At 67.9% G+C, this 18928-nt stretch carries 17 protein-coding genes; 8 read left to right on the top strand and 9 right to left on the bottom strand.

The features are described from left to right. Nucleotides 1-48 precede the first annotated feature (48 nt). Entirely contained in the window at nt 49-864 is an 816-nt protein-coding gene (locus ACM0M4_RS22760) for a sulfite exporter TauE/SafE family protein (RefSeq protein ID WP_003159593.1), read from the bottom strand. 106 nt (nt 865-970) lie between these two features. On the opposite strand from ACM0M4_RS22760, the gene ACM0M4_RS22755 reads away from it, so the two are divergent. After that, the gene (locus tag ACM0M4_RS22755; RefSeq protein ID WP_003103062.1) at nt 971-1759 is read left to right on the top strand and encodes an AraC family transcriptional regulator; all 789 of its coding nucleotides are present in this window, start codon (nt 971-973) and stop codon (nt 1757-1759) included. Here ACM0M4_RS22755 and prpD read toward each other — a convergent pair. The 6 genes from prpD to ACM0M4_RS22725 form a co-directional block, all read right to left on the bottom strand. Next, nucleotides 1737-3221 (bottom strand): 2-methylcitrate dehydratase, encoded by a 1485-nt coding sequence (gene prpD / locus ACM0M4_RS22750; protein WP_003103059.1) that lies wholly within the window; start codon nt 3219-3221, stop codon nt 1737-1739. The genes ACM0M4_RS22755 and prpD overlap by 23 nt on opposite strands. A gap of 134 nt (nt 3222-3355) precedes the next feature. Further along, nucleotides 3356-4543 carry a 2-methylaconitate cis-trans isomerase PrpF gene (gene prpF / locus ACM0M4_RS22745; protein ID WP_003103056.1) on the bottom strand — a complete coding sequence of 396 codons (1188 nt, stop codon included), beginning with the start codon at nt 4541-4543 and terminating at the stop codon, nt 3356-3358. 118 nt (nt 4544-4661) lie between these two features. Then, nucleotides 4662-7268, bottom strand: coding sequence for a Fe/S-dependent 2-methylisocitrate dehydratase AcnD (gene acnD, locus ACM0M4_RS22740; protein WP_003085627.1), 2607 nt, complete (start codon nt 7266-7268; stop codon nt 4662-4664). Nucleotides 7269-7398: 130 nt separating this feature from the next. Beyond that, nucleotides 7399-8526: a bifunctional 2-methylcitrate synthase/citrate synthase gene (prpC, locus tag ACM0M4_RS22735; RefSeq protein ID WP_003103050.1), complete on the bottom strand. Its 1128-nt coding sequence runs from the start codon at nt 8524-8526 to the stop codon at nt 7399-7401. Nucleotides 8527-8618: 92 nt separating this feature from the next. Next, nucleotides 8619-9515 (bottom strand): methylisocitrate lyase, encoded by an 897-nt coding sequence (gene prpB, locus ACM0M4_RS22730; protein WP_003103044.1) that lies wholly within the window; start codon nt 9513-9515, stop codon nt 8619-8621. Nucleotides 9516-9525: 10 nt separating this feature from the next. Next, nucleotides 9526-10248 carry a GntR family transcriptional regulator gene (locus ACM0M4_RS22725; RefSeq protein WP_003085635.1) on the bottom strand — a complete coding sequence of 241 codons (723 nt, stop codon included), beginning with the start codon at nt 10246-10248 and terminating at the stop codon, nt 9526-9528. A 117-nt stretch (nt 10249-10365) separates the two neighbouring features. Between ACM0M4_RS22725 and ACM0M4_RS22720 the strand changes: the two genes are divergently transcribed. Continuing rightward, the gene (locus ACM0M4_RS22720) at nt 10366-11016 is read left to right on the top strand and encodes a class I SAM-dependent methyltransferase (protein WP_003118644.1); all 651 of its coding nucleotides are present in this window, start codon (nt 10366-10368) and stop codon (nt 11014-11016) included. 13 nt (nt 11017-11029) lie between these two features. Here ACM0M4_RS22720 and ACM0M4_RS22715 read toward each other — a convergent pair whose 3' ends face one another. Next, on the bottom strand, nt 11030-13021 hold the full coding sequence (locus ACM0M4_RS22715; RefSeq protein WP_003118645.1) for a DEAD/DEAH box helicase: 1992 nt from the start codon (nt 13019-13021) through the stop codon (nt 11030-11032). A 655-nt stretch (nt 13022-13676) separates the two neighbouring features. Between ACM0M4_RS22715 and ACM0M4_RS22710 the strand changes: the two genes are divergently transcribed. The 5 genes from ACM0M4_RS22710 (at nt 13677) to ACM0M4_RS22690 (ending at nt 17192) form a co-directional block, all read left to right on the top strand. Continuing rightward, nucleotides 13677-13973, top strand: coding sequence for a DUF3649 domain-containing protein (locus ACM0M4_RS22710; RefSeq protein ID WP_003085639.1), 297 nt, complete (start codon nt 13677-13679; stop codon nt 13971-13973). After that, nucleotides 13970-15490, top strand: a complete 1521-nt coding sequence (locus ACM0M4_RS22705; protein WP_003103038.1) for a PepSY-associated TM helix domain-containing protein — start codon at nt 13970-13972, stop codon at nt 15488-15490. Before ACM0M4_RS22710 ends, ACM0M4_RS22705 begins: the two co-directional genes overlap by 4 nt. Then, entirely contained in the window at nt 15490-15813 is a 324-nt protein-coding gene (locus tag ACM0M4_RS22700; protein WP_003114195.1) for a DUF3325 domain-containing protein, read from the top strand. The genes ACM0M4_RS22705 and ACM0M4_RS22700 overlap by 1 nt, the downstream gene beginning before the upstream one ends. An 85-nt stretch (nt 15814-15898) precedes the next feature. Beyond that, the gene (locus tag ACM0M4_RS22695; protein ID WP_003085641.1) at nt 15899-16339 is read left to right on the top strand and encodes a VOC family protein; all 441 of its coding nucleotides are present in this window, start codon (nt 15899-15901) and stop codon (nt 16337-16339) included. 31 nt (nt 16340-16370) lie between these two features. Then, nucleotides 16371-17192 carry an aldo/keto reductase gene (locus ACM0M4_RS22690; RefSeq protein ID WP_003118648.1) on the top strand — a complete coding sequence of 274 codons (822 nt, stop codon included), beginning with the start codon at nt 16371-16373 and terminating at the stop codon, nt 17190-17192. A gap of 209 nt (nt 17193-17401) precedes the next feature. On the opposite strand, the gene ACM0M4_RS22685 is transcribed toward ACM0M4_RS22690, so the two are convergent. After that, on the bottom strand, nt 17402-17629 hold the full coding sequence (locus ACM0M4_RS22685) for a hypothetical protein (RefSeq protein WP_003085644.1): 228 nt from the start codon (nt 17627-17629) through the stop codon (nt 17402-17404). A 560-nt stretch (nt 17630-18189) separates the two neighbouring features. Between ACM0M4_RS22685 and ACM0M4_RS22680 the strand changes: the two genes are divergently transcribed. Next, nucleotides 18190-18585, top strand: a complete 396-nt coding sequence (locus ACM0M4_RS22680; protein ID WP_003106627.1) for a DoxX family protein — start codon at nt 18190-18192, stop codon at nt 18583-18585. The last annotated feature ends 343 nt before the right edge of the window (nt 18586-18928 follow it).

The following is an 18928-nucleotide window of genomic DNA, read 5'->3' as shown; positions in this document are numbered from 1 at the left end:
CCGGCGGATAACGCCGTTGGCGTTATTCGCCCTACCCAGGCTGGGGCATCAGCCCGCCAGCATGCTCAGCATCACCGCCGCCAGCAGGCCGACGTACACCCGTGCATGCAGCGCATCGGGAATCCGCCCGATCAGCGGGGTCGCCAGGCGGATGCCGAGCCAGCCGCCGCCGGCCAGGGTGGCGAAGGCCAGCAGGTCGATGTAGCCGACGAAGCCTCGGCCCAGGCCTTGCTCCTGGTAGCCGGCCAGGACCAGGTAGGTAAGGGTGCCGCCAAGAGCCACCGGCAGGCTCAGCGGGTTGGCCATGGAGGTCGCCTGGGTCATGCTCAGCCCGCAGCGGCGCAGCAGTGGTACGGTCATCACGCTGCCTCCGACGCCGAGGAAGGTGGCGATCGCACCGATCAGCGTTCCGCCCAGGCGCGTCTCGCCGACGCCCAGCGGCCGCGCCTGGCGCTCCTCGGCGCGGCTGAGGAAGCCGCGACGCAACAGGCAGTCGAGGATGGTGATGGCGAGGTAGGCGACGAAGGCCAGGCGAATGAAGTCGCCGCTGGCCAGGCCGACCAGCGCCGCGCCAAGCACCGCGCCGATACCGATGTACGCGCCCAGCGGCCAGACATAGGCGCGCAGCAGGCTGCCGGCGCGCCGGTGGCGATAGGTGGCGAGGGCGGCGTTGACGATCATCACGCAGGTCGAGGTGGCCACCGCGACCTGCATGGCCGCCTGGGCCAGCGGGTCGTCGGCGGCGCGACCGAGTTGCAGCAGGTGATAGAGCAGCGGCACCACCACGAAGCCGCCGCCAAAGCCGAACAACACGGCGCTGACCCCGGTGAGGCAGCCGCAGAGAAAGAGCAGGAGATAGAACATGGCGGGTTTCCGGAGCGAGAGCGGAAGGCCAGCTTAGGCGTCCCGGGGCTGGCCCGCTTCGCGAGGTTGGCCAATACTATTCGCGTTTCGGCCAGGTGCTTCGACCATGCGCAACGCTTCCATCGAGCAGTACGACGCCACGCCCCGGGCCGTGGTGGCCATGGGTACCGACTATCCCGACGGCTACCTGCTGCCGCGCCATCGGCATCGTCGCGCGCAACTGCTGTACGGTGCCAGCGGGGTGATGCAGGTGCGTACCGGCGACGCCGGCTGGGTGGTGCCGCCACAGCGCGCAGTGTGGATTCCGCCGGGCGTCGAGCACGAGGTGCGAATGCTCGGGGTGAGCACCCGCAGCCTGTACATCGAGCCCGGCAGCGCCATGGCGATGCCGGCGCACTGCCAGGTGCTGGCGGTGTCGCCGCTGCTGCGGCAACTGTTGCTGGCGGCGGTGGACATGCCCCTGGAATACGACACCGAAGGTCGCGACGGCGCGTTGGCGACGCTGTTGCTCCATGAGCTGGCGGCGGCCGAGACGCTGCCGCTGCACGTGCCCTTGCCGCCCGAGCCGCGCTGGCTGGCGCTCTGCGAGGCGTTCCTCGTCGAGCCCGACATCCGCGCCAGCGCCGAACGCTGGGCCGGGTTGCTGCATACCAGCCTGCGCAGTTTCAACCGCACCTTCCGTCGCTACACCGGCCTCAGCTTCGGTGCCTGGAAGCAACGCGCCTGCGTGGTGCAGGCACTGGCGCGGCTGGCCGGCGGCGAAACGGTCACCGCCATCGCCCTGGACTGCGGCTACCAGAGCCCGGCAGCCTTCTCGACCATGTTCCGCCGGGTCCTCGGCCAGCCGCCCAGCGCCTTCCAGGCGGGCGCGCTCAGATCGCCAGGAGGTCCATGAAGCGGTTCACCGGCGTGGCTTCCAGCGATGCCTGGTGGCTGCACAGGTCGAAGATCCTCTGGCAGCGCTGCGGCGGGAAGCGCGTGGCCAGGTTGGCCTTGAACTTCTCCTGCAGCAGCGGGATGCCTTCGGCGCGCCGGCGGCGATGGCCGAGCGGGTACTCCACGGCGACCTGGCCGGTGCTGCTGCCGTCGTCGAAGAACACTTCCACGGCGTTGGCGATGGAGCGCTTGTCCGCCTCCAGGTATTCACGGCTGTAGCGCGGCTCCTCGACGATCTCCATTTTCTCGCGCAAGCGATCGATCAGCGGGTGGGCGGCGTGGAAGGCGTCCTCGTAGTGCTCGGCCACCAGGTCGCCGAAGATCAGCGGCACGGCGGTCATGTACTGCAGGCAATGGTCGCGGTCGGCGGGGTTGGCCAGCGGGCCGACCTTGGAAATGATGCGGATCGCCGACTCGTGGGTGGTGATGACGATGCGGCTGATCCGTTGCAGGCGGTCCTTCACCAGCGGATGCAGGCGCACGGCGGCCTCGGCGGCGGTCTGCGCGTGGAATTCGGCGGGGAAGCTGATCTTGAACAGCACGTTTTCCATCACGTAGCTGCCGTAGCCCTGGGGGAAGCTGAAGCGCCGCTTGTCCTCGGGCTTGGTCGCCAGGTCCTTGCTGGTGTGGCTGAACAGGACATCGTAGAAACCCCATTGCGGCGCGCTGAGCACGCCGGGGATGCCCATCTCGCCGCGCAAGGCGATGTCCGCCAGGCGCACGCCGCGGCTCGTCGCGTCGCCTGCGGCCCAGGACTTGCGCGAGCCGGCGTTCGGTGCGTGACGGTAGGTGCGCAGGGCCTGGCCGTCGACGAAGGCGTGGGAGAGGGCGGCCAGCAGTTGCTCGCGGTCGGCCCCCATCAGCTTGGCGCAGACGGCGGTGGACGCGACCTTGACCAGCAGCACATGGTCGAGGCCGACGCGATTGAACGAGTTCTCCAGGGCGATCACGCCCTGGATCTCGTGGGCCATGATCATCGCTTCCAGTACCTGGCGCATGCTCAGCGGCGCTTCGCCGTTGGCCAGGCGTTTCTGCGAGAGGTGGTCGGCGACGGCGAGGATGCCGCCGAGGTTGTCCGAGGGATGGCCCCACTCGGCGGCCAGCCAGGTGTCGTTGTAGTCCAGCCAGCGGACGATGCAGCCGATGTCCCAGGCGGCCTTGACCGGGTCGAGCCGGAAGGAGGTGCCCGGCACCCGCGCGCCGTGCGGGACCAGGGTGCCCTCGACCAGCGGGCCGAGGTGCTTGGTGCATTCCGGGAAGCGCAGCGCCAGCAGGCCGCAGCCGAGGGTATCCATCAGGCAGTTGCGGGCGGTGTCCAGGGCCTCCGTGGAATCGATGCGGTAGTCCAGCACGTAGTCGGCGATGTCCTGCAGGACGGCGTCGTAGTCGGGACGTTGGTTGAGATCGACGTTGGCACTCATCGCGTACTCCAGTGGTTCGTAAGTGGTGGGTTTCCTCTCGGGTCAGGCTGGTTCGGGGATGGTTTTTCTTGTCGTGGCTGCAAGACGCCCCGGCCTTTCGCGGTGGCGGAAGGCCGGGGCAAGGATAGGTCGGTTCAGAAGGCGTCGCCGGGTACGCGCACCCAGCCTTCCATGAGGATTCGCGCGCTGCGGCTCATGATCGCCTTGGTCACCGTCCATTCGCCGTTCGCCTGGCTGGCCTCGGCGCCCACTCGCAGGGTGCCGGAGGGATGGCCGAAGCGTACCGCGCTGCGTTCGCCGCCGCCGGCGGCGAGGTTCACCAGGGTGCCGGGAATGGCTGCGGCGGTGCCGATGGCCACCGCCGCGGTACCCATCATCGCGTGGTGCAGCTTGCCCATGGACAGCGCGCGGACCAGCAGGTCGATATCGCCGGCCGCCACCAGCTTGCCGCTGGCGGTGCGGTAGTCGCGGGGCGGGGCGACGAAGGCGATCTTCGGCGTGTGCTGGCGGGTCGCGGCTTCCTCGGGGGTCTTGATCAGGCCCATGCGCAGGGCGCCGGCGACGCGGATCCGTTCGAAGCGCGCCAGTTGCTGCGGGTCGCCGTTGATCTCTTCGCGCAGCTCGGTGCCGCGGTAGCCGATCTCCTCGGCATTGACGAACACCGTGGGAATCCCGGCGTTGATCATGGTCGCCTTGAAGGTACCGACCCCCGGCACCTCCAGATCGTCCACCAGGTTGCCGGTGGGGAACATGGCGCCGCCGTCCTCGCCGTCGTCGGACGGGTCGAGGAACTCCAGCACGATCTCGGCCGCCGGGAAGGTCACTCCGTCCAGCTCGAAGTCGCCGGTTTCCTGGACTTGGCCGCCGCTCACCGGCACGTGGGCGATGATGGTCTTGCCGATATTGGCCTGCCAGATGCGCACCTCGCAGATGCCGTCTTCCGGTATCCGCGCCGGATCCACCAGCCCGGCGTGCAGGGCGAAGGCGCCGGCCCCGGTGGAGAGGTTGCCGCAGTTGCCGCTCCAGTCGACGAAGGGCTTGTCGATGGAGACCTGGCCGTAGAGGTAGTCGACGTCATGGCCCGGCTGGCTGCTCTTCGAGAGGATCACGCACTTGCTGGTGCTGGAGGTGGCGCCGCCCATCCCGTCGATGTGCGCGGCATAGGGGTCGGGGCTGCCGATCACCCGCATGAACAGCCGATCGCGCGCCTCGCCGGGGACCCGGCAGGATTCCGGCAGGTCTTCCAGGCGGAAGAACACGCCCTTGCTGGTGCCGCCGCGCAGGTAGGTGGCGGGGATGCGGATCTGGGGTGGGTGGGCCATGCGTCGTCGTCCTCGGCAATCGAATTCAGGGGCAGCGGCTGCGTTCGACAGCCGCTGCCGGTCGTCGGCGGATGACGCTATGCGTCGTCCGTCCTACCAGGGTGTTTCGCCGGCGCCATCAGGCGCCGGCCGCCTCCAGGAAGTCCTGGGCGAAGCGTTGCAGTACGCCGCCGGCTTCGTAGATGGAGACTTCCTCGTCGCTGTCCAGGCGGCAGGTCACCGGCACTTCGAGCCGCTCCCCGTCGCGCCGGTGGATGACCAGGGTCAGGTCGGCGCGCGGCCGGCGAGCGCCGAGCACGTCGAAGGTCTCGCTGCCGTCGATCCCCAGGGTCAGGCGGGTGGTACCCGGCTTGAACTCCAGCGGCAGCACGCCCATGCCGATCAGGTTGGTGCGGTGGATGCGCTCGAAGCCCTCGGCGACGATCGCCTCCACCCCGGCCAGGCGCACGCCCTTGGCTGCCCAGTCGCGCGAAGAACCCTGCCCGTAGTCGGCGCCGGCGACGATGATCAGCGGCTGCTTGCGCTCCATGTAGGTCTCGATGGCTTCCCACATGCGCATCACCTTGCCTTCCGGCTCGACCCGCGCCAGCGAACCCTGCTTCACGCTGCCGTCGGCGTTGCGCACCATCTCGTTGAACAGCTTCGGGTTGGCGAAGGTCGCGCGTTGTGCGGTGAGGTGGTCGCCGCGGTGGGTGGCGTAGGAGTTGAAGTCCTCCTCGGGCAGGCCCATTTTCGCCAGGTATTCACCCGCCGCGCTGTCGGCGAGGATCGCGTTGGACGGCGACAGGTGGTCGGTGGTGATGTTGTCCGGCAGCACCGCCAGCGGGCGCATGCCGCGCAGGGTGCGTTCGCCGGCGAGGGCGCCTTCCCAGTACGGCGGGCGGCGGATGTAAGTGCTCGTCGGGCGCCAGGCGTAGAGCGGGTCGACCTTCTCGCGCTCGCCGTGGGTGATGTCGAACATCGGGATGTAGACCTGGCGGAACTGCTCGGGCTTCACCGCCGCCCTGACCACCGCGTCGATCTCCTCGTCGCTCGGCCAGAGGTCCTTCAGGCGGATCTCCTTGCCGTCCACCACGCCGAGCACGTCGCGCTCGATGTCGAAGCGGATGGTCCCGGCGATGGCGTAGGCCACCACCAGCGGCGGCGAGGCGAGGAAGGCCTGCTTGGCGTAGGGGTGGATGCGCCCGTCGAAGTTGCGGTTGCCGGAGAGCACCGCGGTGGCGTACAGGTCGCGCTCGACGATCTCCTGCTGGATCGCCGGGTCGAGGGCGCCGGACATGCCGTTGCAAGACGTGCAGGCGTAGGCCACCACGCCGAAGCCGAGGGCTTCCAGGTGCGGCAGCAGGCCGGCTTCGCGCAGGTATTCGGTGACCACCTTGGAGCCGGGTGCCAGCGAGGTCTTCACCCATGGCTTGCGGACCAGGCCGAGGCGGTCGGCGTTGCGCGCCAGCAGGCCGGCGGCGATCACGTTGCGCGGGTTGCTGGTGTTGGTGCAACTGGTGATCGCGGCGATGATCACCGCGCCGTCCGGCATCAGGCCCTCGGCTTCCTCGGCGCGGGCCCGCTCGAGGTTGCCGGCGATGCCTTTCGCCGCCAGTTCGCTGGTGGCGACCCTGGCGTGCGGATTGGACGGGCCGGCCATGTTGCGCACCACGCTGGACAGGTCGAACTTCAGTACCCGCTCGTACTCGGCGTCGACCAGGCTGTCGGCCCAGAGTCCGGCGGTGCGCGCATAGGCCTCCACCAGGGCGACCTGCTCGTCGTCGCGGCCGGTGAGGCGCAGGTAGTCGATGGTCTGCTGGTCGATGGCGAACATCGCCGCAGTGGCGCCGTATTCCGGAGCCATGTTGGAGATGGTCGCGCGGTCGCCGAGGGTCAGGCTGGAGGCGCCTTCGCCGTAGAACTCCAGGTAGGCGCCGACCACCTTCTGCTTGCGCAGGAACTCGGTCAGGGCCAGCACCACGTCGGTGGCGGTGATGCCCGGCTGGCGACGGCCGCTCAGCTCGACGCCGACGATGTCCGGCAGGCGCATCCAGGAGGCGCGGCCGAGCATCACGTTTTCCGCTTCCAGGCCGCCGACGCCGATGGCGATCACGCCCAGGGCGTCGACGTGCGGGGTATGGCTGTCGGTGCCCACGCAGGTATCGGGGAAGGCCACGCCGTCGCGCGCCTGGATCACCGGCGACATTTTCTCCAGGTTGATCTGGTGCATGATGCCGTTGCCCGGCGGGATCACGTCGACGTTGCGGAAGGCCTGCTTGGTCCAGTCGATGAAGTGGAAGCGGTCCTCGTTGCGGCGGTCCTCGATGGCGCGGTTCTTGGCGAAGGCCTCGGGGTCGTAGCCGCCGCATTCCACCGCCAGCGAGTGGTCGACGATCAGTTGCACCGGCACCACCGGGTTGACCTGGGCCGGGTCGCCGCCCTTGTCGGCGATGGCGTCGCGCAGGCCGGCGAGGTCGACCAGCGCGGTCTGCCCGAGGATGTCATGGCAGACCACCCGCGCCGGGTACCAGGGGAAGTCGAGGTCGCGCTTGCGCTCGACCAGTTGGCGCAGCGAAGCCTCCAGGGTCGCCGGGTCGCAGCGGCGCACCAGGTTCTCGGCGAGCACGCGGGAGGTATAGGGCAGCTTGGCGTAGGCGCCGGGCTGGATTGCCTCGACCGCCTCGCGGGCGTCGAAGTAGTCCAGGCGGGTGCCGGGGAGCGGTTTGCGGTGTGCGCTGTTCATGGCTCGGACTCAATCACGGGGTGTTCGGAAGCGTGTCGCTCGCGCCGTGGCGCAGCCCACGCCGGCCTTTCGAATTCTGGGTGCGGCAACCGTCCGGCGCGCTAGCGTTCGGCGCGCCGGACGGCGTGGATCAGCGTTGCTCCAGCGGCACGAACGCGCGCTGCTCGACGCCGGTGTACTCGGCGCTCGGGCGGATGATGCGGTTGTTGGCGCGCTGTTCGAAGACGTGGGCGGTCCAGCCGCTGGTCCGCGAGCAGACGAAGATCGGCGTGAACAGCTTGGTCGGGATGCCCATGAAGTGATACGCCGAGGCGTGGTAGAAGTCGGCGTTGGGGAACAGCTTCTTCTGCTCCCACATGGTCTTGTCGATGGCCTCGGAAACCGCGAACAGGACCTTGTCGCCGACCTCGTCGGCGAGCTGCTTCGACCAACCCTTGATCACTTCGTTGCGTGGGTCGGAATCCTTGTAGATGGCATGCCCGAAGCCCATGATCTTGTCCTTGCGCTCGAGCATCTTCAGCAGCTCGGCGGTGGCTTCCTGCGGCGAAGAGAAGCGTTCGATCAGTTCCATCGCCGCCTCGTTGGCGCCGCCGTGCAGCGGGCCGCGCAGCGAGCCGATGGCGCCGGTGACGCAGGAGTAGAGGTCGGACAGGGTCGAGGCGCAAACCCGCGCGGTGAAGGTGGATGCGTTGAACTCATGCTCGGCGTAGAGGATCAGCGAGACGTTCATCACCTTCACGTGCAGCTCGCTGGGCTTCTTGCCGTGGAGCAGGGCGAGGAAGTGCCCGCCGATGGTCGGCTCGTCGCTGTTGCAGTCGATGCGCTGGCCTTCGTGGGTGAAGCGGTACCAGTAGGTCATGATCGCCGGGAAGGCGGCGAGCAGGCGGTCGGCGACGTCGCGCTGCTGGTCGAAGCTCAGCTCCGGTTCCAGGGTGCCGAGGACCGAGGCGCCAGTGCGCATCACGTCCATCGGGTGGGCGTCCTTGGGAATCCGTTCGAGAACTTCCTTCAGCGCCTGCGGCAGGTCGCGCTGGCCCTGGAGCTTCTTCAGGTAGGCGTCGAGCTGTTGCTTGTTCGGCAGTTCGCCGTAGAGCAGCAGGTAGGCGACTTCCTCGAAGATCGCCGCCGCCGCCAGGTCGCGGACGTCGTAGCCACGGTAGGTCAGGCCGGCGCCTTCCTGGCCGACGGTGGACAGGGCTGTCTGACCGGCCACCTGGCCACGCAGGCCGGCGCCACTCAGTACTTTTGCTTCAGCCATTGCTCTCTCCTTTCTTGAACTTTTTCTGGATGCTGCAACTCGGTTTCACGGGGTTCGCGGACCGGCGCTCAGGCGCACGCCGGGCTCGATGTTCAGGCGTTCTTCTTCTGCGCGAAGAGCGCGTCGAGCTTCTGCTCGAAGCTGTGGTAATCGATGCGATCGTACAGCTCCATGCGGGTCTGCATGGTATCGATCACATTCTTCTGGGTGCCGTCGCGACGGATCGCGGTGTAGACGTTCTCCGCCGCCTTGTTCATGGCGCGGAAGGCCGACAGCGGGTAGAGCACCAGGGACACGTCGGCGGAGGCCAGTTCGTCGGTGGTGAACAGCGGGGTGGCGCCGAACTCGGTGATGTTGGCCAGCACCGGCACCTTCACCGCGGCGGCGAATTCCTTGTACATGGCCAGTTCGGTCATGGCTTCCGGGAAGATCATGTCGGCACCGGCCTCGACACAGGCGCAGGCGCGGTCGATGGCGGCCTGCAGGCCTTCCACGGCCAGCGCGTCGGTGCGCGCCATGATCACGAAGGAGTCGTCGCTGCGGGCATCGACGGCGGCCTTGATGCGGTCGACCATCTCCTGCTGCGAGACGATCTCCTTGTTCGGCCTATGGCCGCAGCGCTTGGCGCCGACCTGGTCCTCGATATGCATCGCGGCGGCGCCGAACTTGATCATCGACTTCACCGTGCGGGCGACGTTGAACGCCGAGGAGCCGAAGCCGGTGTCGACGTCCACCAGCAGCGGCAGGTCGCAGACGTCGGTGATCCGGCGCACGTCGGTGAGCACGTCGTCGAGGCCGCTGATACCCAGGTCCGGCAGGCCCAGGGAACCGGCGGCGACACCGCCGCCGGACAGGTAGATGGCCTTGAAGCCGGCGCGCTTGGCCAGCAGGGCGTGGTTGGCGTTGATGGTGCCGACCACCTGCAGCGGGTGCTCGGTGGCCACGGCTTCGCGGAAGCGCTGGCCGGGGGTAAGGGACGTCTGGCTCATCACGGACCTCTTAGACGGTGGAGGAAGCGGAGGCGAGCTTCGCCGGCTGGGGTTCCAGCTGGCGCTCGATATTGCGGCGCGACGCACTGATGTGGCGGCGCATCAGCAGCTCGGCCAGTTCGCCGTCACGGTCGGCGATGGCGTCGAGAATGCGGTGGTGTTCGGCGAAGGCCTGGCGCGGCCGGTTCGGGGTGGTCGAGTACTGGATGCGGTACATCCGCACCAGTTGGTAGAGCTCGCCGCAGAGCATGCGGGTGAGGGTGGCGTTGCCGCTGCCCTGGATGATCCGGTAGTGGAAGTCGTAGTCGCCTTCCTGCTGGTAATAGCCGCGCCCGGCCTGGAACGCCTCGTCGCGCTCGTGGGTGTCGAGCACCCGGCGCAGTTCGTCGATCTCGGCCTGGCTCATGCGCTCGGCGGCCAGTCGGCAGGCCATGCCTTCCAGGGACTCGCGGATCTCGTAGAGTTCGATCAGCTCGGCGTGGCTCAGCGACACCACCCGCGCCCCGACATGCGGCACCCGCACCAGCAGGCGCAGGCCTTCCAGGCGGTGGATCGCCTCGCGCAGCGGGCCGCGGCTGATGCCGTAGGTGCGCGCCAGCTCCGGCTCGGAGATCTTGCTGCCCGGCGCGATCTCGCCGCTGACGATGGCGCTCTGGATCTTGCGGAAGACGTGTTCCGACAAGGTCTCGCCGTCGTCATGGGCAATTTCGAGAGGGGGCGGGTTCTGGGTCATGGTACTGGCTGTCTGGGTTGATGTGTCGACAATGTTTGCGAAAGCTACCGCCTGGATTGCGTGGGGTCAATCATTCGTCGCTTGATTGTCGACAATCGTCTAATGCATCGCTGGTCTATGCTTTCCCCTCCAGCCGCTGTGCCAGGAGAGAGTTTCGTGGGCATCTATGACCGTTACGTGTTGCCGCGCCTGATCGACTTCGCCTGCGGCATGGGCGACGTGATGAAGCAGCGTTCGCTGCTGGTGCCGCGCGCCCATGGGCGGGTGCTGGAGATCGGTCTGGGCACCGGGCTCAACCTGGGCTTCTACGACGCGGCGAAGGTGTCGGCGATCGTCGGCGTCGACCCGGCCGCGCAAATGCAGGCGCTGGCCCGCGAGCGCGCGGCGCAAATCGGCATCCCGGTGGAAATGGTCGCCCTCGAGCTTGGCGAGATCCGCGCCGAGGCGGAAAGCTTCGACACCATCGTCTGCACTTTCACCCTTTGCTCCATCGCCGCGCCGCTGCCGGCGCTGGGCGAGATGCGTCGGGTGCTGAAGCGTGGCGGCGAATTGCTGTTCTGCGAGCACGGGCGCGCGCCGGACGCCTCGGTGCTGGCCTGGCAACGGCGCCTGACGCCCTGGTGGAAACCGCTGGCCGGCGGTTGCCACCTGGACCGCGACATGCCGGCCTTGCTGCGCGAGGCCGGCTTTCGCATCGACGAGCTGGAACAGGGCTACCTGCCCGGGCCGCGGCCGATGACCTACGTCTACCGCGGCGTCGCGCGCTGAATCCGGGCGGCCCTCAGAGCGCCTTGGGCAAGGGCGCGAACAGCGCGTCGATATCGGCCTCGTCGAGCTTCCAGCCGTCACCGTTGCCTTCGCTGAACAGGCCGTCGGCGAGGGCGGCCTTTTCCTGCTGCAGGTGCTGGATCTTCTCTTCCACCGTGCCGCGGGCGATCAGCCGGTAGACGAACACCGGCTTGTCCTGGCCGATGCGGTAGGCGCGGTCGCTGGCCTGGTTCTCCACCGCCGGGTTCCACCAGGGATCGTAGTGGATCACGGTGTCCGCCGCGGTCAGGTTGAGGCCGACCCCGCCTGCCTTCAAGCTGATCAGGAACACCGGCACCTTGCCGCTCTGGAAGCGCTGTACCGGGGCGCGGCGGTCGCGGGTCTCGCCGGTCAGCAGGACGTAGTCGACGCCGCGCTGGCGCAGGGCGTCCTCGATCAGCGCGAGCATCGAGGTGAACTGCGAGAACAGCAGGACCCGGCGACCCTCGGCGATCAGTTCGTCGAGCATGTCGAGCAGGTAGGCCAGCTTGCCCGAGCTGAGCGCCCGGCCGCTGCGCGCGCCGTCTTCCTGGCGTTGCAGCAGGCGCGTGTCGCAGCAGACCTGGCGCAGCTTGAGCAGCGCCTCGAGGATCACGATGCGGCTGCGCGCCAGGCCGCGCCGGGCGATCTCCTCGCGGACCTTGCGGTCCAGCGCCAGGCGCACGGTCTCGTAGAGTTCGCGTTGCGCCTCGCTGAGTTCGACGAACTGGGTGAACTCGCTCTTCGGCGGCAGTTCCGAGGCCACCTGTTCCTTGGTCCGTCGCAGCAGGAACGGCCGCAGGCGCGCGGCCAGGTGACTGAGGCGTGCCTCGTCGCCGTGCTTCTCGATCGGCGTGCGGTAGTCTTGGGCGAACTGGCGGGCGTCGCCGAGCCAGCCGGGCATCAGGAAATGGAACAGCGACCAGAGTTCGCCGAGGTGGTTCTCCAGCGGCGTGCCGGTCAGGCACAGGCGATGCCGTGCCGCCAGCTCGCGGGCGGCGACGGCGGCCTTGGTGGTGGCGTTCTTGATGTTCTGCGCCTCGTCGAGGATCAGCAGGTGGAACCGCCGCTTGCCCAGCTCGGCGGCGTCGCGTGGCAGCAGGGCATAGGTGGTCAGCACCAGGTCGTGCTCGTCGATGCGGGCGAAGTCGCGGCGCCGGCCGGCGCCGTGCAGGGCCAGCACGCGCAGATCGGGGGCGAAGCGCTCGGCCTCGTCCAGCCAGTTGGGGATCAGGCTGGTGGGCATCACCACCAGCGCCGGCGTGTCGAGCCGCCCGGCCTGCTTTTCCAGGAGCACGTGGGCCAGCGACTGCAAGGTCTTGCCCAGCCCCATGTCGTCGGCCAGCACGCCGCCGCTGTCGAGTTCGCGCAGGGTCTGCATCCAGCTCAGGCCTTCGAGCTGGTAGGGCCGCAGTTCGGCGCGCAGGCCTTGTGGCGGGGTCGCCGGACGAGCCTGGAAACTGCGTAGGCGGCGGGCGAAGTCGCGCAGGTTGTCGCCGCCTTCCCAGGCCAGCGGCAACTCGTCGAGATCGGCCAGGCGCGCCGCGTCCGGTGCGCCCAGGCGCAGCTTGCGCTGCGGTTCGGGGTCGCCCAGGTAGAAGTCGGAAAGCGCCGCCAGCACCGGCTTCAGGCGGCCGAAGGGCAGCGCCACGCGCAGCGGCGGGTTGAGTTCCAGGCGCAGCACCAGTTGCTCTTCGTCGGCGTGCCGGGCGAGGGCGCGCGGATCGAGCAGGGCCGGGCTGCGGCGGATCAGTTCGGTCAGCGCCGGCAGCAGGCTGACCCGCTGGCCGGCGACCTGGATGCCCAGTTCCAGCTCGAACCACTGGCGGTCGTCGGCTTCCTCGACCTCGGCGTACCAGGCGTCGATGGGCGTCAGGTCGTAGGCGAAGTCGGCGCGGATGTCGATGAACCAGCCTTGCTGGCGCAGGCGCGGCAGGTCGTCCTGCATGAAGTGCAGCCAGGCGTTGTCGCCGGGCAGTTCGAACATCTCGCCGGCGCTCTCCTCGAGCGCGTCGCTGCGCCGGGTCGCCGGCTTGAAGCCGAGGCGGCGCAGGGTCTCGCGGTATTCCTGCTCGTGCGCCGGACGCCGTTCGATACGCCGCTGGGCCTCCCGTGGCTCGCTGCCGGGACGCCCGGAAACCGCCTCGCCGGCATAGATGAAGGCCAGCGCCGCACGGTGCCGGGAAATGCTCTGCATGCGTCCGCTGCGCAGGTCGTAGCCGCTGTGCACGTGGCTGCCGAGGGTCAGCCGCGCATACGGCCGGGCCGGGTCGATGGCCAGGCTGAGCTGGGTGTCTGGGGCGGAGGGTGAAGTCATCCGGTATGTCCTTCGGCGAGACCAGCCGAAACCGCAAACAGCCGATATTACCAAGCTCGGCGCGCTTGCGCAGAGCGGAGATGGACGTATGGCGCGGCGGACGAATGCGACGGGATACGACCCGCACTCGTCGGACCCCGGCAATCCCTGGCGCGACGCGACCTGGCGGTCGTCCGGAGCAAGTACAAATGCGAACGTAATTGAGATACAGTCGCAAACCTTCCGAATCGACGACCGCCTCGCCACCCGCGAGCGCGGCGTCGCCGTGCCAGCCAGACGAGGTAGCGACGATGCAAGGCCCTGTTTCCACCCGGGACGCCACCCCATGACCAGCCAGGCCCTGGCCGGCGGACTGTCCGTCACCGGCCGCATCCTCGTCGCGGTCCTGCTTGGCTACGCGCTGGCCTATGCGGTCACCGCCTGCCTGAGCATCTACCTGCCGCTGCCGCGTCCCGACCGGGTCTCGTTCGGCAGCCTCGGCTGCTTCGCCGTGTGGGTCGCGGCCATCGTCTACGCCTTCGCCGCGCGCAGCGCCTGGCGCGCCTGCTGGGTGCTGGCGCTGGCCAGCCTGGCGCTGGGCGGCCTGGCCTGGCTCGGCCTCGACTACGGAGCGCGTCCATGAACCTGCGTCAATCGATGTCCGGCCTGCATACCTGGTCGGGGCTGCTGGTCAGCTGGCTGCTGTTCGTCATCGTCTTCGCCGGCAGCCTGGCCAGCTTCGACAAGGAGCTGACCCGCTGGATGCAGCCGGACCTGCACCTGCCCGGCGCGCAGTCGCTGGGCGCCGACCAGGTGCGCGACTGGTTGCGCCAGCGCGCCCCCGATGCCCATGCCTGGTGGATGCTGCCGCCGAGCGAGCGGGCGCCCTACTGGAACGCCGGCTGGGAGCCGCGCGACGGCAGCGAGTTCAAGGTCTTTCAGCTGGACGCGGTGAGCGGCCAGCCGCTGCCGAAGACAGTCGGCGGCGAGTTCTTCTTCACCCTGCACTACGACCTGCACGCCGGCATGGTCGGCCTGTACATCGTCGGCATCGCCGGGATGCTGATGCTGGTGGCGCTGGTCAGCGGGACCATCGTGCACCGGCGGATCTTCAAGGACTTCTTCACCCTGCGCCCGCAGGCGGCGCGGCAGCGCGCCTGGCTCGACGCGCACAACGTGCTGGGGGTGATCGGCCTGCCGTTCCACCTGATGATCGCCTACACCGGCCTGGTGATCTTCATCGTCTACTACATGCAGGCGGGCCTGCAGGTGGTCTACCAGAACGATGGCGAGCGCTTCTTCCATGAAGTGCAGGGCTCCTACGAACGCGAGGAAGTCGGCCGCCCGGCGGGGCCGCCGGCGTCCATCGACGGCCTGATCGTCGAGGCCGGCAAGGTCTGGGGCGACGGCGGCGCGCCGGGCTGGATCAGCGTCCACCATCCCTATGACGAGGCGGCCACCGTGGACATCCGCCGGCGCGACGCCTCGCGCATCCTCGACGACCAGCGCACGGTCAACTTCGATGCCTCCAGCGGCGAACTGCTGCATGCCCAGCCGTCCTATGCGCCCGGCTACGCCACCTACGGCTGGCTGACCGGCCTGCACATGATCCAGTGGGGCGGCCAGTTGGTGCGCTGGATGTACCTGTTGCTCGGGCTGTCCGGGGCGATGATGATCTTCGGCGGGTTGCAGGTCTGGCTGGCCAAGCGCGAGGTCCGCGGCAGTCGTGGCGTTGGTCTGGTGCGGGCGCTGAACCTGGCGGTCTGCGGCGGCCTGCCGCTGGCCAGCCTGGCGCTGCTGTGGGGCAACCGCCTGCTGCCGACGCAACTGGCCGGCCGCGACACCTGGGAGATCCGCGTGTTTTGCGCCAGTTGGGCGCTGGTCGCGCTGTGGGCCATCGTCCGCCGCAACAGCGGGACCCTCGGTCGCACGCAACTGCGCCTCGCCGCCGTGCTGGCGCTGGGCCTGCCGCTGCTCGGCCTGCTGCGTAGCCCGGAAGGCAACCTGTTGGCCAGCCTGCAGCGCGGCGACTGGGTGCTGGCCGGCGTCGACCTCAGCCTGCTGGGCCTCGGCCTGCTCTGCGCCTGGCTAGGTTGGCGACGTCGGCAAGCGTCGAGCAAGCCCGTCCGGCGACGCCTGAACGTCCAGGAGGTGGCCTGATGCTGCTGGTCTTCGGCCTCAACCTGCTGGCTTTCACCGCTCTCTGCCTGGCCATGAACCGCCACCACAAGAACCTCCTCGGCCACGAGCCGTCGGCTCCCCGGGTGCTTCTGCTACGCGGCGTGGCGCTGCTCGACCTGGGCCTGGCACTGGCCTTCTCGATCCACCGGCAGGGCGTGGAGATCGGCATCGTCTTCTGGTCCTGCCTGCTGATGCTGGCGGCCGGCACGCTGGTCCTGCTGCTCGCCTGGCGGCCACGCTGGGCATTGCCTTGCGCCGCCGGAGTGCCGTTGCTCGGCGGGGTGCTGGCGCTGCTGCGCTGAAGGGCGCGCCGCCCATCCGTGCCTCGGGGGCGGTCCGGTCCAGCGTCTATGCTGGTGGTCGTGCTTTCCCCCGGAGGTATGCGCCATGCACACGCCCGCCAGCAACACCGTCGCCAGCGTCATTCCCTGCCTGCGTTACCGCGATGCGCCGGCCGCCATCGACTGGCTGTGCCGGACCTTTGGCTTCCAGCGCAAGCTGGTGGTGCCCGGCGAGGACGGACAGGTGCTCCACGCCGAGTTGACCTACGCCAGCCCGAACGGCGCCAACGGCATGCTGATGCTCGGCTCGAGCGTCCGCGACAACGCCTACGGTCGGCTGATGCGGCACGTCGACGAAGCCGGCGGCAATACCCAGAGCCTCTACCTGGTGGTCGCCGATCCCGACGCCCTGTTCCGCAGCGCCCAGGCCGCCGGCGCCGAGATCGTCATCGACATCAAGGACGAGGACTACGGCGGTCGCGGCTTCACTTGCCGCGATCCGGAGGGCCACGTCTGGAGCTTCGGCAGCTATGATCCCTGGGCATGAGGCCCCGTCCATTCACCACAGGAGACGCTGCATGAAAACGCTCACGCTGATCGATGGCCAGGAGGTCGCCGCCATCGGTCAGGGTACCTGGCATATCGGCGAGCAGCCCGGCGAACGCAAGCGCGAGGTCGCGGCGCTGCGCGAAGGCATCGAGCTGGGGATGACGCTGATCGATACCGCCGAGATGTACGCCGAGGGCGGCGCCGAGGACGTGGTCGGCGCGGCTATCGCGGGACGCCGCGAAGAGGTCTTCCTGGTCAGCAAGGTCTACCCGCACAACGCCAGCCGCAAGGGTCTGCCGGCGGCCTGCGAGCGCAGCCTGCGCCGGCTCGGTTGCGAAACCATCGACCTCTACCTGCTGCACTGGCAGGGCCGGTATCCGCTGGAGGAAACCATCGAAGCCTTCGAGCGGTTGCGCGACCAGGGCAAGATCCTGCGCTGGGGCGTGTCCAACTTCGACCTGGGCGACATGTACGAGCTGGACGGCAGCGCCTGTGCCACCAACCAGGTGATGTACAACCTGGAGGAACGCGGCATCGAATACGACCTGCTGCCCTGGTGCCAGGAGCGCGGCATGCCGGTGATGGCCTACTGTCCGGTGGGGCAGGGCGGCAGGCTGCTACGGCACCCGGCGCTCGGCGAGATCGCCGCGCGCCACGACGCCAGCAGCGCCCAGGTCGCCCTGGCCTGGCTACTGGAGCAGGGGGTGATCGCGATCCCGAAGGCGGTGACGTCCGCTCACATCCGCCAGAATGCAGCGGCGGCCGACCTGGAACTGAGCGCCGATGACCTGCGGGCGCTCGACCAGGCGTTTCCGCCGCCTACCCGCAAGCGAAACCTGGCGATCGTCTGAGTGGAGTACGGGAGAAACGGCCTGCGCTTGTTTCCCCTGGCCGCGGGAATATGACGAAGTTGGCGAGGAAATATTTAAAAAGGAATAAGTAAATATTTATTTCCTGCGTGGGAACTTTCTTCAACTTAACCTGTACTTTTCGCTGTCCCACAAAAAAGCCCCGTCGGGGACGGGGCTTTTCCTTGCATTCGCGCTGATGCTTGCATGATTCAGGCAGCCAGTGTTTTCTTGCGAACTCGATTGATCACTTCTTCCATTTTGCCGGAGTCGTCGTACTGCTCCGGATACAGGCGCTCGCTGTGGCAGGCCACGCCATGCTGGTCAACGATGGTGAAACTGAAGTTTCCTTTACGAGTTGCCTGGATCAGGCAGTCGAACGGCGCAAATGCGGCGGTTAGGGTGCGAATTGCATCCTGAGTACGATGTTGAATAGACATATTCTTATGTTCCTTTACTTTCACGCTTATGGAGCAGCGTATATTGCAAATGTTCCCGCTCCGTGACAGTGCCAAGAAAGCTTTGTGTCGGGGGAACGTACTGGTTATGCCGGCTTTTTTCGAAAAGAGCAAGCTGGCAGTTCAGGTACTAATCAGAGGATCGATTGGCAGGAAAGTTTCCAGGCCAGGATCCTGATCAATCTGCGGGTGGTATTGCGGGACGCCGGTCTTCCCATCGGCCCTGCGTGGCAGGGGATTGCTTCAGAAGAGTGGCGACCGAAGAACCATCGGAAGGCTGTAACCCTGATGGTAGAGCCCTTTTCATCTGTGGGCCCGGTCGTGGGGTAAAGCCTGATTGACTTTCAGTTTGGTACGCAGTCCCGGATTGTATGTCTTTCGACGAAGAAAGGCCAGGACATTTTTTGAGCAGATGTCGCCCCGGCGGCGGGAATGTTTGAGCATTTGTTTCGGCGGACGCCTGCCAACCGGGCAAAGGTTATGGGCCTGGCGTCGGCGGCGCGTGGCAGGATTGCCGTTCCATCGCCCCGCCGAGGTTATCCATGCCGTCGCCCGCTCGCACGCTGCTCGTGGCCTTCGTGTCCGCCTGGTTCCTGCTGGGTGGGCTTGGCCACTTCGTCTTCACCGATTTCTTCGTCGGCATCGTCCCGCCCTACGTGCCCTGGCCGCTGGCGGCGGTGTGGGTCAGCGGGGTCTTCGAACTGCTCGGCGCCGCCGCCCTGCTGGTGCCGGCATGGCGCCGGCTGGCGGCGTGCGGGCTGTTCATCCTGACCCTCTGCGTGACCCCGGCCAACCTCTACATGTGGCAGCACCCCGACCTGTTCCCATCCTTCCCGCCGACGCTGCTGGCCGCTCGCCTGGCGCTGCAGGCGTTCCTCCTCGGCTGCATCCTGGCGCTGATGCTGGCGCGGGACGAGGCGCCGCTGGCTCGACGCTAGGCGCAGGCGAAAAAAAGCCACTGTGCGGGGGTGGACAGTGGCCGGGAATGCCAGGAGATGGAGGAGCAATCGGACCTGGCGTGGATAGAGTAGTAGCCGCTCTGTCGAGGGTCTGTATGGCTATTGGTGAACTTTGTGAAGAAGTGCAAAGTAGAGCGGCCAACGGACGAACGGTGTTGCACGCGGCGGGACGCTCGCGGTAGTTTTTTCCCATGATCACGTTTCCCGTGGTCGCCCTCGAAGCCCGGCCCCAGCGCCGGGCTTCGTCGTTTCCGCCCGCCGCGCAACCGGACGCAGCGGGCGGCGACCGCTGCGAAAGGCTCTGGGGTGCGCCCGCACGGCG

Origin of the sequence: Pseudomonas sp. 18-147 (assembly GCF_051048045.1) — a bacterium.
In the GTDB taxonomy this organism is placed as follows: domain Bacteria; phylum Pseudomonadota; class Gammaproteobacteria; order Pseudomonadales; family Pseudomonadaceae; genus Pseudomonas; species Pseudomonas aeruginosa.
Note: the sequence above shows the minus strand (reverse complement) of the source record. Positions and strands in the feature narration are given on the sequence as shown.